Source organism: Hydrogenophilus hirschii (genome assembly GCF_054656675.1).
On the sequence record NZ_BAAHXQ010000001.1, the window covers coordinates 311344 to 328105 of the forward strand.

The 16762-nt window shown below is 63.4% G+C and carries 11 protein-coding genes and 1 pseudogene; 6 read left to right on the top strand and 6 right to left on the bottom strand.

Annotated elements, in window-relative coordinates; all coding sequences use genetic code 11:
* Nucleotides 1–12: 12 nt before the first annotated feature.
* The 6 genes and pseudogenes from ACYQ4Z_RS01630 (at nucleotide 13) to ACYQ4Z_RS01655 (ending at nucleotide 10372) form a co-directional block, all read left to right on the top strand.
* A complete protein-coding gene (locus ACYQ4Z_RS01630) occupies nucleotides 13–3168 on the top strand; it encodes a site-specific DNA-methyltransferase (protein WP_459859827.1) in 3156 nt (1051 codons plus the stop codon).
* On the top strand, nucleotides 3168–4280 hold the full coding sequence (locus ACYQ4Z_RS01635) for a Fic family protein (RefSeq protein ID WP_119334598.1): 1113 nt from the start codon (nucleotides 3168–3170) through the stop codon (nucleotides 4278–4280). The genes ACYQ4Z_RS01630 and ACYQ4Z_RS01635 overlap by 1 nt, the downstream gene beginning before the upstream one ends.
* A gap of 109 nt (nucleotides 4281–4389) precedes the next feature.
* Entirely contained in the window at nucleotides 4390–7701 is a 3312-nt protein-coding gene (locus ACYQ4Z_RS01640; RefSeq protein ID WP_459859828.1) for a DEAD/DEAH box helicase family protein, read from the top strand.
* A 25-nt stretch (nucleotides 7702–7726) separates the two neighbouring features.
* Nucleotides 7727–8100, top strand: a pseudogene (locus ACYQ4Z_RS01645) (transposase); the annotation flags it as partial.
* A gap of 228 nt (nucleotides 8101–8328) precedes the next feature.
* Nucleotides 8329–9918, top strand: coding sequence for an ATP-binding protein (locus ACYQ4Z_RS01650; protein ID WP_459859829.1), 1590 nt, complete (start codon nucleotides 8329–8331; stop codon nucleotides 9916–9918).
* 115 nt (nucleotides 9919–10033) lie between these two features.
* Nucleotides 10034–10372 (top strand): PilZ domain-containing protein, encoded by a 339-nt coding sequence (locus ACYQ4Z_RS01655; protein WP_119334602.1) that lies wholly within the window; start codon nucleotides 10034–10036, stop codon nucleotides 10370–10372.
* Nucleotides 10373–10439: 67 nt separating this feature from the next.
* On the opposite strand, the gene ACYQ4Z_RS01660 is transcribed toward ACYQ4Z_RS01655, so the two are convergent.
* From ACYQ4Z_RS01660 to ACYQ4Z_RS01685, 6 genes are read right to left on the bottom strand one after another with little or no spacing between them, the layout of a single operon-like run.
* Entirely contained in the window at nucleotides 10440–11126 is a 687-nt protein-coding gene (locus ACYQ4Z_RS01660) for a class II aldolase/adducin family protein (protein WP_459859831.1), read from the bottom strand.
* Complete coding sequence (locus ACYQ4Z_RS01665) at nucleotides 11110–13359, bottom strand: transglutaminase TgpA family protein (protein WP_459859833.1); 2250 nt, start codon at nucleotides 13357–13359, stop codon at nucleotides 11110–11112. Before ACYQ4Z_RS01665 ends, ACYQ4Z_RS01660 begins: the two co-directional genes overlap by 17 nt.
* Nucleotides 13356–14369 (bottom strand): DUF58 domain-containing protein, encoded by a 1014-nt coding sequence (locus ACYQ4Z_RS01670; RefSeq protein WP_459859835.1) that lies wholly within the window; start codon nucleotides 14367–14369, stop codon nucleotides 13356–13358. The genes ACYQ4Z_RS01665 and ACYQ4Z_RS01670 overlap by 4 nt, the downstream gene beginning before the upstream one ends.
* A gap of 39 nt (nucleotides 14370–14408) precedes the next feature.
* On the bottom strand, nucleotides 14409–15374 hold the full coding sequence (locus tag ACYQ4Z_RS01675) for an AAA family ATPase (protein ID WP_459860456.1): 966 nt from the start codon (nucleotides 15372–15374) through the stop codon (nucleotides 14409–14411).
* A gap of 5 nt (nucleotides 15375–15379) precedes the next feature.
* Nucleotides 15380–15973, bottom strand: a complete 594-nt coding sequence (gene ruvC / locus ACYQ4Z_RS01680) for a crossover junction endodeoxyribonuclease RuvC (protein WP_438438683.1) — start codon at nucleotides 15971–15973, stop codon at nucleotides 15380–15382.
* Complete coding sequence (locus ACYQ4Z_RS01685; RefSeq protein ID WP_119334607.1) at nucleotides 15970–16701, bottom strand: YebC/PmpR family DNA-binding transcriptional regulator; 732 nt, start codon at nucleotides 16699–16701, stop codon at nucleotides 15970–15972. The genes ruvC and ACYQ4Z_RS01685 overlap by 4 nt, the downstream gene beginning before the upstream one ends.
* Between the last annotated feature and the right edge of the window lie 61 nt (nucleotides 16702–16762).

Sequence of the window (16762 nt, forward strand, 5' to 3'; positions counted from 1 at the left end):
GACGACCACGCAATGAGCCAGAAATACCAAAAACTGAAAACCCTGCTCAAGGAGCTGTTCCAGCTCGACCAGCCGGAGCTGGACTTCGGCATCTACCGCATCCTGCATGCACGGAACGCGGAGGTGACGCAGTTCCTGGACGAGGACCTGCTGCCGCAGGTGAAGCAGGCGTTCGCCCAGTACCGCACCGCCGACAAGGCCGAACTGGACATGGACACCGAGGCGCTGGAAGCCGAGGTCTACGACCATCTCTACAGTTTCTTCCGCCGCTACTACTCCGAGGGCGACTTCCTCAGCAAGCGCGTCTACAAGCCCGGCGTCTACGCCATCCCCTACGAGGGCGAGGAGGTCAAGCTCCACTGGGCCAACGCGGACCAGTACTACATCAAGACCAGCGAATATTTGCGGGACTATGCGTTCCGCCTGCGCCCGGAGGATGAAGCGAACCCGATGCGCGTCCACTTCAAGCTGGCGGACGCCGCCGAGGGCGAACACGGCAATGTGAAGGAACAGACTGGCAAGGAGCGCCGCTTCCGGCTGGCCCCGGCGCCCTTTGCGGCCATCGAGGACGGCGAGCTGGTGATCCGCTTCACCTACGAGCCCGATCCGGCCAAGCAGAAGGACCTGAACGCCGAGGCCGAGGCGGCGATCCTGGGCCTCGACGATCCGGCGCTGGCCGACTGGATCAAGGCCCTGGGCGCGCGGCACGTGCGCGCCGACGGCACGGTCTCGGAGAACACCCGCCTGCGCGTGCATCTGGACCGCTACACCGCCCGCAACACCTTCGACTACTTCATCCACAAGGACCTGGGCGGCTTCCTGCGGCGCGAGCTGGACTTCTACATCAAGAACGAGGTCATGCACCTCGACGACGTGGAAAACGAAACCGCGCCGCGCGTCGAGCAGTACCTGTCCAAGATCAAGGTCATCCGCCGCATCGCCCACAAGATCATCGACTTCCTGGCGCAGCTGGAGGACTTCCAGAAGAAGCTGTGGCTGAAGAAGAAGTTTGTCGTGGAGACGAGCTACTGCATCCGGCTGGGTGTGATTCCGGAGGAGTTCTATCCGGAAATCGCCGCCAACGATGCGCAGCGTGAGGAATGGGTGCGGCTGTGTGCGATTGATGAAATCAAGGGCGACCTGACGACACCGGGATACAGCGTGCCGCTGACGGTGGAATTCCTGAAGGCACATCCGACGCTGGTCGTGGATACACAACATTTTGATGCCAAGTTCCTTTCGCGACTGCTTGCAAGCCTAGAGGACGCACAAACGCAGATTGATGGCGTTTTGGTGCACGGCGAGAATTACCAAGCGCTTTCTCTATTTAGGAATCTATTCAGCGAGCAAATTCACTGCATCTATATTGACCCACCATATAACACCGGAACTGACGGGTTCGCCTATAAAGATTCGTATCCGCACTCGTCGTGGGCAGCAATGTTCTCTGACAGGCTCCTCGCTGCCACCGAACTCTTACATCGTGATGGCGCAATGTTTGTCTCTATCGATGACAACGAAGGCGACGTAGCAAAACTGATCGCCGACTCGATATTCGGCGCGGAGAATTTCATCGCTCGGCTCGTTTGGGAAGGAGCGAACAAGAATACTGCCCGGCAAATTGGCGTAACGCACGAGTATGTACTCGTATACGCGCGTGATCGCGCGAGCATGCCAAATGAATGGCGCATAAGGAAGGAAGGAGTTGAAGACGTACTGAGGGAAGTAGAACGTCTACGCGAGGTATATGGCACGGATTATGACGCCGCGTCGGAGGCCCTGGCCGGCTGGTACCGCTCCATGAAAGCCAAGCCGGCCTTTGGCCTCCGTCGGTTTCGGTACATAGACGCACGGGGCGTCTACAAGGAGGACGATCCCACCGCGCCTGGAGGACGGCGCTTCAAGTTGATTAATCCAATAACGGGCGAAGAGATTCCCTTACGACGAAATCGCGGCTGGGCATTCGATCAGGCTACGTTTGATCAAATGGTAGCGGAGGGACGGATAAGCTTCGTCACGTCGACGTCCGTAATGGTGCGACGATATCTCCATGAAACTACAGCCGTCACACCGCCGAGCGTTTTCTACCAAGCAGCACGCTCCGCGTCCGAGCGGCTTACATCACTCTTGGGCGAGGAAGTGTTCGCATATCCAAAGGATGAACAAATCATTGCGCGATTTGTGGAAATGGCAACAGGTGGCGCTGCGAAATGCGAAAGGGTGTGGATATTGGACTATTTTGCCGGCTCTGGCACTACGGCACATGCGGTCATCAACCTCAATCGTGAGGACGGGGGGCAGCGCAAGTTCATCCTCGTAGAGCAAGCTGACTACTTCGACACCGTTCTTCTCCCCCGCCTGAAGAAAGTCACGTTCACCCCCGAGTGGAAGGACGGCAAGCCCAAGCGTTTCGCCACCGCCGAGGAAGCCGAACGCAGCCCCCGAATCATGAAAGTGATCCGCCTCGAATCCTACGAGGACACGCTGAATAACCTGGAACTGCGCCGCTCCGAGGCACAGCAAAGCCTGCTCGACAGTCCACAAGCTCAGGGGCCGGACGGCTTCCGGGAGCAGTACCTGCTGCGTTACATGCTGGACGTGGAAACGCGTGGCAGCCAGTCGCTGCTGAATGTGTCCGCCTTCATGGACCCCACGGCCTACAGGCTGAAGGTCAAGCGCCCGGGTTCGGACGAGTCCCGCGAGGTGAATGTCGACCTGCTGGAGACCTTCAACTGGCTGATCGGCCTGAGGGTGGACCACATCGCCGCGCCGCGCACCTACAGCGCCGCGTTCCGCCGCGACGACGATCCGGACCTGCCGGCGGACGCGCCGCGCCGGTTGCTGCTGGACGGACGCCTGAAGGCGGACCCGGAAGGCCCGTGGTGGTTTCGCACCGTCACCGGCACCACGCCGGACGGCCGCCGCACGCTCGTCATCTGGCGCAAGCGCCCGGGCGGGGAGGATCCGGAAGGCATCGAACGCGACAACCTGGTGCTGGACGAGTGGTTCCGCAAGCAGGGCTACTCCAGCAAGGACAGCGAATTCGACCTGATCTACGTGAACGGCGACAACAACCTGGAAAACCTCAAGGCCCCGGATGACACCTGGAAGGTGCGCCTGATCGAGGAGGACTTCTTCCGCCTGATGTTCGAAATGGAGGGGGTGTAATGGCTCCGGTCCATTACCACGAGGGCCGGTTCCCCCCGCGGGAGCTGGACTGGCCGCGGCTTATCCCGCTGATCGGTCCGGCGGCCGCGGCAGTCGCCCGTTATGATGGCATGCTGGCCGCCGTGCCGAACCCGGACATCCTGCTCTCGCCGCTGACCACCCAGGAAGCGGTGCTCTCGTCGCGTATCGAAGGTACCCAGGCCACGATGGGCGAGGTGCTGGAGTTCGAGGCGGGCCGGGAGGACATTTCCCCCGAGCGCCGCGAGGACATCCGCGAAGTACTGAACTACCGTGCGGCAATGCGCGAGGCCGAGCGACTCCTGGCAGAGTTGCCCCTGTCCCAGCGGGTGATCCGCGAGATGCACCGGGTGCTGCTAGACGGGGTGCGGGGCCAAAATAAGGCGCCGGGGGAGTACAGGCGCATTCCCAACTGGATTGGCCCAAGCGGCTGCGCCATCGAGCAGGCGAGGTTCGTCCCCATCGGCGCCGACAAGCTACCCGATGCCATGAGCGCCTGGGAGAGATACCTGCACGAGGAGGCGCCAGACCGGCTGATCCAGCTTGCCATCCTCCACGCAGAGTTCGAGGCCCTGCACCCGTTCCTGGACGGCAACGGCCGGCTGGGGCGTATGCTGGTGCCCCTCTTCCTGTGGCAGAAGGGCCTGATTCGGCGGCCCATGTTCTACCTCAGCGCCTGGCTGGAGGCACACCGGGACGAGTACTACGAACGGCTGCTGGCCGTCTCCCGGGACGACGACTGGACGGGATGGTGCGGCTTCTTCCTGGAAGCCGTGCGGACCCAGGCTGAGGAGAACCTGCGTCGCACGCAGGCCATCCTCGAACTGCATGGGAGCCTCAAACTCCGCCTGCCGGAGATGACCCGCTCCCAGTACGCGGTCCACGCCCTGGAGTGGCTGTTTGCCCGCCCCATCTTCAGCGCCTCGGACTTCGTCCAGATGGCCGGCATCCCGGCGCCGACCGCCCGGCGGTTTCTGGGCGTCCTCAAAAAACACAAGATTATCAAAGAGTTAATGGAGTCCAGCGGGCGCCGCTCAGCGGTGCTGGTCTTTCCGGCGCTGCTCAACATCGCCGAAGGCAGGGAGGTGTTTTGATGCTCACCCATTCACAACAAGGCGCCTTGTCGATCACTTTGTTATCAAAAATGATCAACAAACGCCGTAGCTGCTATCCAATGAGCGACAAGCGGAAGGAGGCCGCCTGATGCCGCGCGGACGTCCTCGCAAGAACGATGCAGCTTCGCCCAGGGCGGCTGCGCGCGACCGGGCCGCCGCGGCCCGCGCGTCGTTGCCGTTCAACCGCAAGCTCGCCCTCAACCAGTGGCTGCTCGGCCTGTTCGGGGTCGAGCGTTTCGACCAGCTCGCCGCCCATTTGAAGGATGAGTCCCTGGAAGGACTGAACGCGGACAACATCCACCGCTTCCACCACGCCCTGTGCCTGCACCTGCCCCCGGAGAACAGGCCGGAGCTGACGGACGAGCAGCTGCTGGAGTACGACCAGGCCATCGTTTCGGTCACGCAGCGCCTCAACGACCGGCGCATCACCCGGGGCGAAGAACCGATCGTCTGGAAGTACTTCCAGTACCTGGCGCTGCTGTTCACGGAAATCTACCTCGACCGCTACTTCCGCGACCCCGCCGGCCTGCGGCAGGCGCTCAACGCGCGCATTGCGGCGCTGAACGAGACGCTCCCGGAAGCGGACCGGATCGCGGCACTGGAGGAGTCCGAGGATCCCCGTCTCCAGCTCAACAAGATCGCCTTCTGGATGGCCACCGGCAGCGGCAAGACGCTGCTCATGCATGCCAACATCCTCCAGTACCAGCGGTTTCTGGAAACACATGGTCTTTCGCGCGAGCTGAACCGGATCATCCTGCTCACGCCCAATGAGGGGCTGTCGCAGCAGCATCTGCGCGAGTTCCAGAAGTCGGGTATCGAGGCGGAGATCTTCAACAAGGACGGACGCGGCCTGTTCGCCGGCCGTGCGGTGGAAATCCTGGAGGTCACCAAGCTGAAGGAGGAGATGGGCGAGAAGACAGTGGCGGTGGATGCCTTCGAGGGCAACAACCTTGTCCTCGTCGATGAAGGGCACCGCGGTGCTTCGGCAGGCGGCGACGGGGCCTGGATGAAGTTCCGCAACGCGCTGTGTGAAAAGGGCTTCTCGTTCGAATATTCCGCCACCTTCGGGCAGGCCGTGGCCGGTAACCGCGATCTGACCGACCTCTACGCGCGCAGCACGCTGTTCGACTATTCCTACCGCTGGTTCTACGGCGACGGTTTCGGCAAGGACTACCACATCCTCAACCTGGAGGACGATCGCAACGAGGAATGGATGAGGACCTACCTCACCGCCTGCCTGCTGTCGTTCTTCCAGCAGCAGCGGCTGTACCGGGAACAGGAAGCGAGCCTGCGCCCGTTCAACATCGAAAAGCCGTTGTGGGTCTTCGTGGGCGGCAGCGTCAATGCCGTGCGCAAGGAGGACAAGAAGGATGTGTCCGACGTCGTGGCCATCCTGAAGTTCCTGGCCACCTACGTGGCGAATCGCAAGGACAGCACCGAGCGCATCCGGCGCGTGCTGAACGAGGGGTTGCTGACGGCCACCGGCAAGAACCTGTTTGCGGGCCGTTTCGCCTACCTGAATACCTGCGGTCTGTCGCCGGAACAGATCTTCGACGAAACACTGGCGACCCTGTTCAACGCTCCCGCAGGCGGCCTGCTGCACGTCGAGAACCTGAAGGGTGCCGCCGGCGAAATCGGCGTGCGCGTGGGCGACAATGCGTTCTTTGGCGTCATCAACGTCGGTGACGACACCAAGCTGGTGAAGCTGTGCGAAACCAGCGGCTTGCATGTCGCCGAGCGGGAATTCTCCGGCTCGTTGTTCCACGAGCTGGACAAGCCGCACTCCGCCATCAACGTGCTCATTGGTTCGAAGAAGTTCACCGAGGGCTGGAGCAGCTGGCGCGTGAGCACCATGGGACTGATGAACGTTGGGCGCAGCGAGGGCGCGCAGATCATCCAGCTCTTCGGCCGCGGTGTGCGGTTGAAGGGTTACGGCATGAGCCTCAAGCGCAGCGTGCGTGCAACCCTCCCCGCGGCGCTGAAACGGCCCAGGTACATCGACCTGCTCGAAACGCTGCATATCTTCGGCGTCCGTGCCGACTACATGGAACAGTTCCGGAAGTTCCTGGAAGATGAAGGATTACCCGCCAACGAAGAACGCATCGAATTCATCCTGCCGGTCATCCGGAACCTGGGCACGAAGCCGCTCAAGACGATCCGTCTCAAGAAAGAGATCAACGGCATCAAGACCGAATTTGGCGACGCCTTCCGCAAGCTGGGGCCGGTTCCGACCCTCGGGCCCGCCACGGCCTATCTGCAGAAGAACCAGGTGGTGTTGAACTGGTACCCGAAGATCCAGGCCATGAAGTCTGACGGAACGGTATCGGGCAGCGAGGACGAGGGCGCCCCCAATGAGGCGCACCTGACGGAGCAGCACATCGCCTTCCTGGACCTCGACCAGCTGTACTTCGACCTCGAACGTTTCAAGGCCGAGCGTGGCTGGCACAACCTCAACCTACCCCGTTCCGGCATCGCTGCTTTGCTGATGGACACCAGCTGGTACCGGCTGCTGATCCCTGCATCGGAGCTGGCCTTCGACTCGTTCGAAAAGGTGCGCGTATGGCAGGAGATCGCCCAGGCCCTGCTGCGCAAGTACGTGGAGCGCTACTACACCTTCCGCAAGCACGAATGGGAACTTCCGCACCTGGAGTACCGTGAACTCGCCGAGGACGATCCCAACTTCCCATCCATCCTGAGTGAGGATGGCGCCGAATACGGTTACCGGATCCTGATCGAGGAATCGAAGCAGGAAATCGTCGCCAAACTGAAAGAGCTGAAAGAGGCCATCGAGCAAGGGAATCTGAAGGACTGGGAGTTCCAGGGCCTCAAGGCGATCTGGTTCGAGCGACACCTCTACCAGCCGTTGCTGTTCCTGGACGGCAGTGTAGTCGAGATCTCACCCGCCCCGCTCAACAAGGGCGAGCGCCGGTTCATCGAGGACCTGAAGGCGTTCCACGACGCCAACCCCGACTATTTTGCAGAACGGGAGCTCTACCTGCTGCGCAACCTGAGCAAGGGCCGTGGCGTCGGCTTCTTCGAGGCCGGCAACTTCCACCCGGACTTCATCATCTGGCAGGTCGAAGAGCAGCCCGAAGGCGAGCGGCAGCGCGTGACCTTTGTGGACCCCAAAGGCATCCGCAACGTGGGCCTGCAGGACCCCAAGATCAGCTTCTACGAAACGGTCAAGGAGATCGAGAAGCGCCTGGGGCAGTCTAATGTTGTGCTCGAGTCCTTCATCGTCTCCAACACGCCCTCGCATGAAATGAGCAAGCTTTGGGGCATCACGAAAGACGAAATGCAGAAAAAACACATCCTGTTTCAGAAGGAAGACAGGGAGACGTACATTCGCGAATTGCTCGAGCCGGTAATCCCCCCGCAAAACCAGTGCGCTGAGAAGTAGAGAGTCTCGAAGGAGAATCTCTACGATGAAGAAATCGCGTTTCACTGACAGCCAGATCATCGACGCGCTCAAGCGGGCGGAGGCTGGTCTGAGCGTGCCCGATCTGTGCCGCGAACTGGGCATCAGCTCGGCGACCTTCTACAAGTGGCGGGCCAAGTACGGCGGCATGGACGCCTCGCTCATGGCGCGCATGCTCAAGGCCGAGGTCGTGGCGGAGGCTCTTGCAAAAAAGCGGTGAAGCCATCTCGCCGGCGCGAGATGGCACAACGAGCCGTGCAGCAGCGCGGGCTGTCGATCCGGGCGGCTTGTCAAGCCTTTCGGATCAGCCAGGCCTGCTACCGCTACGAGGCCCGGCGCGACACCGAAGACGAGGAGATCGCCAACCGTATCCTTGCCATCGACTACGACAATTTCAAAAACAGTGTCGAAGATCATGACCTGCACGCAGCGTACGCGCGTCTGGGGGATCATGTACGCGTTGCAGCAAGGTTCATAAGTTCGATCTCATCATGCTCGCACTTACGTGGAGCGGCAAAGTATCGGAATGGAGTTGGCGAGTTTGGCGCATGAAGGAAGTTTTCTATTTGTGCGAAAATGGTCGCAACAGGCGGCTTGCAGGAAACGACCATGACCAGTAGCGCGGCCTCCCTTGTGCGTCGCAAACTCCCCATCGGGATCCAAACCTTTCGCGAAATCCGCGAAGAGGGCTACTACTACGTCGACAAAACGGCGTACGCCTGGCGGCTTGTCAGTGAAGGGAAATACTACTTCCTCTCCCGTCCGCGGCGCTTCGGCAAAAGCCTCTTTCTCGACACGCTCGCCGAACTGTTTGCTGGCAACGAACCACTCTTTCGCGGGCTTTACATTCATGACCGCTGGGACTGGAACGTCCGCTACCCGGTGGTGCGTCTGAGCTTTGCCGAAGGGCGGCTGCAAACGGCCACCGCGCTCGACGAACACATCCACGTGCTTTTGAGCGACAACGCCGACCGGCTGGGCGTAACCATCGAACCGCCCCCGATGGACACCCACCTGCGCTTCAAGCGGCTCATCGAACGCGTCGCGGAAAAAGCGGGCCAGCGCGTCGTGGTGCTGGTTGACGAATACGACAAACCGATCCTCGACAATCTCACCACGCCTGAGGTTGCCCGTGCGATGCGCGAAGGGCTACGCAACCTCTACTCGGTGATCAAAGGGCAAGACGCCCACATCCGCTTTGCGTTCCTCACCGGTGTTTCCAAATTCAGCAAAGTCTCGATCTTTTCGGGCCTCAACAACCTTGCCGACATTACCCTAAGCGAACCCTTTGCCACGATCTGCGGCTACACCGAAGCAGACCTCGACACCGTCTTCGCCCCCGAATTTGCCGCTGCCGCAGCCGAAGGAAAACCCCTTTCCCGGGAAGCGGTGCGCAGTTGGTACAACGGCTACTCCTGGGGCGGCAACGAATGGGTCTATAACCCCTTCGACGTACTGCAGCTATTCTTCTTTCGCGAATTTCGCGCCTGGTGGTTCGAAACGGGCACCCCCACCTTCCTCATCGATCTGCTCAAAGCGCGGCGCTTCTTCACCCCACAATTGGAAGGGCTCTATGCCACCGAGGAGCTCTTGTCGGCGTTCGACGTCGACGGGATCGAACCCGAAGCGATCCTGTGGCAGACGGGCTACCTGACGATTGGCGCCGTACACGTCACCGCAGGCGTTACCGAATACGAACTCAAGCTACCCAACCGCGAAGTGCGCATGGCGTTGAACCGGGCGCTTACGGCAGCGCTCATACCCACGCGCCCCACGGCAAGCGTCACAGCGCTCATCAACCTGATGCGCGCAGGCGACCTCGAACGGCTGCGTGACCACTTCCAGCGCCTCTACGCCAGCATCCCGCACGACTGGTACCGCAAAAACCCCATCACCCACTACGAAGGGTACTGGGCCAGCGTCTTCTATAGCCACCTCGCGGCGCTGGGGCTGGAACTCATTGCTGAGGACGTCACCCACCACGGCTGCATCGACCTTACCGTGAAGCTTCCGGAGCGGATCTACCTCTTCGAATTCAAAGTGGTCGCGGACGAACCCGAAGGAGCGGCGCTTGCGCAACTTCGTGCCAAAGGCTACGCCGAAAAGTACCGCGGCCAGGGAGTACCGGTGCATCTTGTCGGCGTCGAATTCAGCAAACGCCAGCGGAACGTCGTTGCGGTGGCATGCGAGACATGCTAAGCGCACACCGTTTCGTCCGTCGTGACCGCGAGGCACGCCCAGGGGGCTTGTGCTTATGACTCGTGCTACCATCTGCGTATAATGGGTGCACCGTTTTCTTCGGGGAGTATTCGCAATGCCCCTTTCGCACGCAGAACGACGCCGAGACCGCCGTATCCCCGTGCCTGGAGGTGGGCTCAAGGCGCACCTCATCACGGCGCATGGCGAACGTCATGAGGCCACCTGTACGGAGCTGTCGGTAGGCGGCCTGACGTTGCGCTGCAATTACGTTCCGGCGCTTCACGAAGTGCTGGCCGTTCAGGTCGATCAGCCACCGGCTACGCCCGGGGCTGACAGTCGGCCGCTGCGGGTGCGGCTCGAAGTGCGGCGTTGCGAAGCGTTGCCCAGCACGGAAGGGGAGGCTGCGCAATACCGCTACGAGCTGGGCGGCAAGATCGTGGAAGTGCTCTCGTAACTCCTTTCTTCGATGGTGGCTCCTGACCTTACGCAGGCGCCTAGCCGTAAGCGCGTGCCCGGAGTACCTATTCGGATAAGTGCTCTCCGGTAGTACGCGGCTGTTGCCCGTAGCTGCGAAAGGCGTCGAGCACGTCTGCCATCTCTGCGTCGCTCAACCAGACCGGTTCGCCGAGCGCGTGCGCGAAGAGGTATTGTTTGCAGAGCGTTTCCAGCGCTTCGGCCAGATGAAGCGCCTGCGCGAGGTCACGACCTACAGCGACTAGGCCATGGTTGGCCAAGAGACACGCCAGACGGTCTTCGAGCGCTTCGACGATCGCATCGGCAAGCGCTTCACTGCCAAAACGCGCATAGCGGGCGCAGCGCACCGTCTGCCCACCAAATTCCGCGATCATGTAATGGAAAGGAGGAATCTCGCGGCGGTGGCACGCGAGCGCCGTCGCTGCGGGCGAATGGCAATGGACCACCGCGCCGACGTCGAGCCGAGCGCGGTAGATCGCCAGATGGAAGTGCCATTCGCTCGAAGGGCGCCACGCGCCGTGCGCCTGCCCTGTGGCATCGACCCAGACGATCTGCTGGGGCGTGAGCGTCTCGGCAGCGATACCAGTGGGGGTAATCCACATGCCACTTTCGGGGTGGCGGGCGCTGGCGTTGCCCGCGGCGCCGACGTTGAGTCCGTGCGTGCGCATCGCTTGCATCGTCGCAACGAGCGCCGAGGCGATCGGGTTTTCACAAGGTTCAGGCGGTTGGGTCATCGTGCGTCTCGCTTCCGTTTTCCGTCTGGACAGGGGCCGAATGTTTCCGTGCGCGGCGGCGGTAAGGCCAGCGGGCGCGGGCAAGTGCCTGGCGTAATTGTCGCAGATCGCGCGCCAAGTGGTGTGCCGCGTCCGTCGCCGCGCCGAAACGGTAGGTGAGATAGCGCTGCGCCAGCGCGGTAAAGCGCGCCGCTAGCGGTGGTGGCAGCGCTTGGCGCACCCGCGCCACGTACGCGAATGGCGCTTCGCCCGCATGCGGCGCAAGATCGCGGCGCGTGAGCGTCGCGGTGAGCCGGGCCCAAGCGCGTTGCGCGGGGTCGCGCGGTTTTTCTGGAAGGCGAACGAAGAGAAGGAGTGCCGTCGCTGCTGCGACGAGCACCGCGCCGCCTGCCGCCCAACGCCAATCGCCGCTTTCCCACCCCAGACGGGCGAGCAGCGCGCGCTGCCGCGCCGCGTCGAAACCGACCACCCACAAATCCCACTGCCGTTGCCACGCCCAGAGCTGTTGGCGCAGCGTTGCAAGCCACGGTTGATCGAGCCAGGCGGCGCGCACCAGTGGCAGTTCGCTGCGCAACGCGGCGTCGCTGCCCAGCGTGATGCGTGCGGGCGCGGCCCAGCGGGTGGGGTCGACGCGCCGCCATTCGCCGTCGAGCCATACTTCGGCCCAGGCGTGGGCGTCGGCGTGGCGCACCACCCAACTGCGATCCACCGGATTGAAGGTCGCTCCTTGGTAACCGGCAACGAGGCGCGTCGGCAGTCCTGCAGCACGGGCGACTACCGCGAACGCGTTCGCGAAATGTTCGCAAAAACCGGCTTGGGCGTCGAAAAGCGTCTGGTCCGCAGCGTTTTCCGTCATGAGGGGCGGGTAGAGGGTGTAGCGCAGGTTCGCGGCGCGAAACGCGGCTTCGATCGCCGCAAGCCGTGCCGCGGGGCTTGCGTGGTCGGTGGCGATCTGCCGTCCTAGCGCTTGCGCCCGTGGGTTGTGGTTCGGAGGAAGCGCGGTGAGTTGCCGCGCCTGGGTTGCGGTCAGGGGCTCTGGCCAACGGTCGGTCAGTTGCGCTTCGCCAGACCAGAGGGTCCGTTCGATGAGGGGGTGGGCGCTCAACCACCGGCCGTCGCGCCAGGGGAGCGCGACCGAGGCTCCGCGAAGCGCCACCGTCCGTTCGGGGGCGGGAAGCCAAGGGATCGGCTGCGGGGCGAGCAGCAGCGCAAAGTGGCGGGTGGCCGAGGGCGCTTCGCCGCGGGCGCTGCGCTCGGCAACGGTTGCTGCCGCGGGGCCTTGGGACTCGAGGGCGGAAGTGAAGGATTCGCGAACGGCTTTGGGGGGTTCTTCCACTGCGGCAGGGGCGGTGCGGGCGCGCTGTTGCGCGATTTCGCGTTCGAGCGTCTCTTCGGGTGCGGGGCGCCACGTCGTGCCGTCGTAATGGGTGAGGACCACGGCGCGAAAGTAGAGCTCAGAAGGGGCCGGGGCCGCTCCTTCCCAGGTCAGGGTGAACGCGACGGCGTCCGATAGCGCCAACGCGCTGACTGCACCGGGTGCGATCGTCTCAGATAGGCCGCTGCGCGCCTGCGCGGCGTCCTGCGGCACACCCCAGAGCGGGCGGTCGAGCCGGGGCACGAGCACGAAGAGGAGAAGAACGAGCGGTAGACTCACCGTCAACGTCAACGCGGTATGGCGCGCCAACGCGGGCAGTTGGCCCAAGGTCGTTGCCAACCCCCATTCCACCCGCGCCGCTTGCGCCCAGCCGACCACGACCACGAGCCAGCCGGTGAGCACCGCAACCGCATAAAAGGGTGATTGGCTGCGCAGAAACGCCGCAGCCAGGAGAAAGAGCGCGGTGAGCCCCCATGCGCGCAGGTCGCGCGCAGTCGTGGCTTCCCACCCTTTGAGCCAAAAAGCGGCAAAGAGGAGCGCCAGACCGGTCTCTTGCCCGAATCCGTACCCATAGATCGGTCGAATCGCGGCAAGTGCCGCCAGAGCAACCACGGTGGGCAGCCAGCGCGGCCAGCGTACGGCAAGCAGAAAGCGCGCCAGCGCCCCGGCCATCAGGAGCGCCACCACGGCGTTCCAGAGGAGTGGGAGCGCTGCGGCGTGTAACCCCCACGCCAGAGCGCCGGCAGCGACGCACGGCGCCGAAGCCGCAACGGGAAACGGGGGCGGGGGAAGCGTAGCGGCAACGCGCTGCCACCCTTGCCGAATCCACAAACTGCTGGGGATTCTTGGCCTGCTCATTGCCACTCCTCATATTTAGCCAACTGGAGGAGTGCAGCCGTTTTGTGCGCCGCGCCGCGTTGAGGAGCCAGGGAAAAGCCGGGCAACGCCAACCCATACCGAAGCCCAAGCGCGTCGGCGTGCAGCACCCATGTCACAAGGCACGCCAACTTTTCCTCGAGGTTCGCACCGGCTGCCGCTTCGAACCGCAGCCAAACCGTGTCGTCGCTGGGCGCGGTAGGGGCGGTCGTTTCCGCGAGCCATAGGTTACCCCGGCGCGCCAACTGCCGCATGTGCACGCGGCGCAGGGGTTCGCCGCGCTGCGCGGCACGCCAATCGCCCCAATCCACCCCTTCGCCCAGCTGCTCGCGCCCGAGTGCCAAAGTGGTGGCGCGCGGCGTGAACGTGCGGGGCAGCGGTGGAGCGTCGGGCAACGGTCGTGGTGCCGCCCATGCGGTAAGCGGCGGGTGCCAAACCGCCCAGGCACGAAAAAGCCCCCACGGTAAGGTCGTCGAAAGGGCGAAGCAGGGCGCCGGGTACGCACCGCGGCGGTGCGTAGGGAGCGCCAACGTCACGGCCCCTGCGGCGCCGTCGAAGAGAACCCGGCGGGTAACTACGTGACCGTCTGGCGTTACCGCACTCACGGTCAAGGCGCTTCCTTGCGCGTCGAGCGGGGCGTGCCAGTGCAGGGTCCAGGTGACGGGGTCGCCGGCGAAGACCCATTCGGGCGGTTGTGCCGTGAACGTGACACCGTGCGCGACGCGCACCGTCTGCACCGCAGCGGTGACGCCGAACGCCGAGATGACGAAGAGGAGGAGATAGGCAAGCGACAACTGGTAGTTCGCCGCAAAGAGAAAGAGCGCCCCCAGCGCCCCACCATAGAGCCAGCCAAAGGGGGTAGGAAGCAGGAACACCTGCCACGCGTTCCACTGCCAGCGCGCGCCGCGGTGGTGGCGGCGCACCCAGCGCGGCCAGTGGATCCAGCGGGGCGGCAAAGGCGGTGATGGGGTAACCGTGTGGGCAGAAGGCATCACAGGGTATTGCAGATCACAAGGTTCGCTGGGTGGACGTCAATGGGGTACCGGCGTGGTCGTGAGCAACTCGACGGCAACTGCTTCGGGCGTCTGGGCCGCGTCAGCCTTGGCCCACAGGCGATGGGCAGTGGCGGCACGAAAGACGGCCTGCAGGTCGTCGGGCAACACGAACGTCCGTTCACTGAGAAAGGCCCAAGCACGGGAAAGTTCCAGCAGTTGCACCACCGCGCGGGGACTCAACCCCAGCTTCAGCGCGGGATGACGGCGCGAAGCCGCCGCGAGATCGAGCGCGTAGTCGATGAGCGCCTCGCGAACGGTGACCGTGCGTACCTGCGCGCGCCACGCCAAAAACGTCTCCCGGGTCACATGCGCTGGTGGTGTGGCAACCGCTTCGCTGCGGTCCAACGCGTGGCGGACGAGTTGCCGCTCCGCGGCGCGCGGCGGGTAGCCGAGCGTCAGCCGCACCGCAAAGCGGTCGAGCTGCCCTTCGGGCAGCGGGTTAGCGCCGATCTGCGACAGCGGGTTTTGCGTCGCGATGAGCAGAAACGGATCGGGAAGCGGGTGGATTTGCCCTTCGATGCTCACCTGCCGCTCCTGCATCGCCTCTAGAAGCGCACTCTGCGTCTTGGGGTTGGCGCGGTTGAGTTCGTCGAAGAGCACCACTTCGCTGAATATGGGGCCAGGGACGAAACGCAGTTCTGCTTTCGCCGCGTCCCAGACGAGCCCGCCGGTGATGTCGGCGGGCAACAGGTCCGGGGTTCCTTGGAGCCGCTGCCAGGAAAAGCCAAACGCGGTCGCGAGCGCCCGCGCCAGCGTCGTTTTCCCCACGCCGGGCAGATCTTCGATCAACACGTGCCCATCGGCAAGCCAAGCCGCGAGCGCTAAGCGCAGCGCTGCTCCTTTGCCAAAGAGCGTGGTTTCCAGCTGCGCGCACAGGGCTTCAGGGGTGGCAATGGTGGGCGTCTTCGAACCTGCGGCGGAGGTGTGGGGGGGTGCGCGCATGGTCGTCACCGTTGCTCCCCGTTTCGGCTCAATTGCGCCAGCGCCGCGGCGTCCCAGCGCAGCCGTCCTTTGCGCCGAGTGACGCCGGAAACGTTGGCGAGCGCCGCGGCGGCAAGCGGATGGCGGCTCTGGTGGGCATGGCAGATCGCGCAGGCAAGCGCGTCCGCGGCGTCGGGTGGTGGCGGTTCGGCAAGCGCCAAAAGCCGCCGCACCATCTCCTGCACTTGCACTTTCTGCGCTTTACCGTAACCGACCACCGCTTGTTTCACCTGCAATGCGGTGTATTCCGCAACCGGTGCGCCGCTGCGGGTCGCAGCAGCCAGAAGTGCCCCCCGCGCCTGTCCCAAGAGAAGTGTGGCTTGCGCGTTGGTATTGACGAAGACCTGTTCGACCGCGATCGCGTCGGGGGCGTATTTGGTAATGAGCGCGGTGAGCGCATCGAAAAGCGCCGCGAGCCGCTCCGGGAGCGGTGCCGCGGTGGGGGCGGTGATCACGCCGTGCGCAAGGTGGGCAAGCTGCGCGCCGTCGCACCGAATCACGCCATAACCGGTGCGGCGCAGCCCCGGATCGACACCCAAGAGCGTTTGCCCACGTCTCATTCGCTTTCGTCGAAAACCGCCGAGGTATAGACGGCTTGCACGTCGTCCAGACTTTCGAGCGCATCCAGGAGCTTGCGCATCTTCGCGGCGTCGTCACCCGTGAGCTCGATCTCGTTCTGCGCTTTCCACACCACCTCGGCGGCAGCGGGCTCGAGCCCAGCCGCGACGAGCGCGGCTTTCACCTTGTCGAGCTCGTACGGCGGAGTGATCACCTCGATCGAACCGTCTTCATGGGTGAGCACGTCATCCGCGCCTGCTTCCAGCGCCACTTCCAACACCTTGTCTTCGGGTGTCTCTGGCGGCAGGATGATTTGACCACAATGGGTGAACTGAAACGCCACACACCCTTCGGTACCCAGGTTGCCGCCATGTTTGGCGAAGGCGTGGCGCACTTCGGCCACGGTGCGGGTACGGTTGTCGGTCATGCAGTCGACGATCACCGCCGCGCCGCCCGGGCCGTACCCTTCGTAGCGCACCTCTTCGTAGCTGACCCCTTCGAGTTCCCCCGTCCCGCGCTTGATCGCCCGCTCGATGTTCTCCGCCGGCATGTTGTGCTCTTTCGCTTTTTCGATCGCTGCACGCAGCCGCGGGTTGAACTCCGGGTCACCGCCGCCGTTGCGCGCCGCGACGGTGATTTCCCGGATCAGCCGGGTGAAAATCTGTCCGCGCTTGGCGTCCTGGCGCTCTTTACGAAAGCGGATATTTGCCCATTTGGAGTGTCCAGCCATGACTCAAGCCTCCATTTCGCTCGTTGTCTTTGCGCTACCGCCCGATTATACTTCCCCTTTT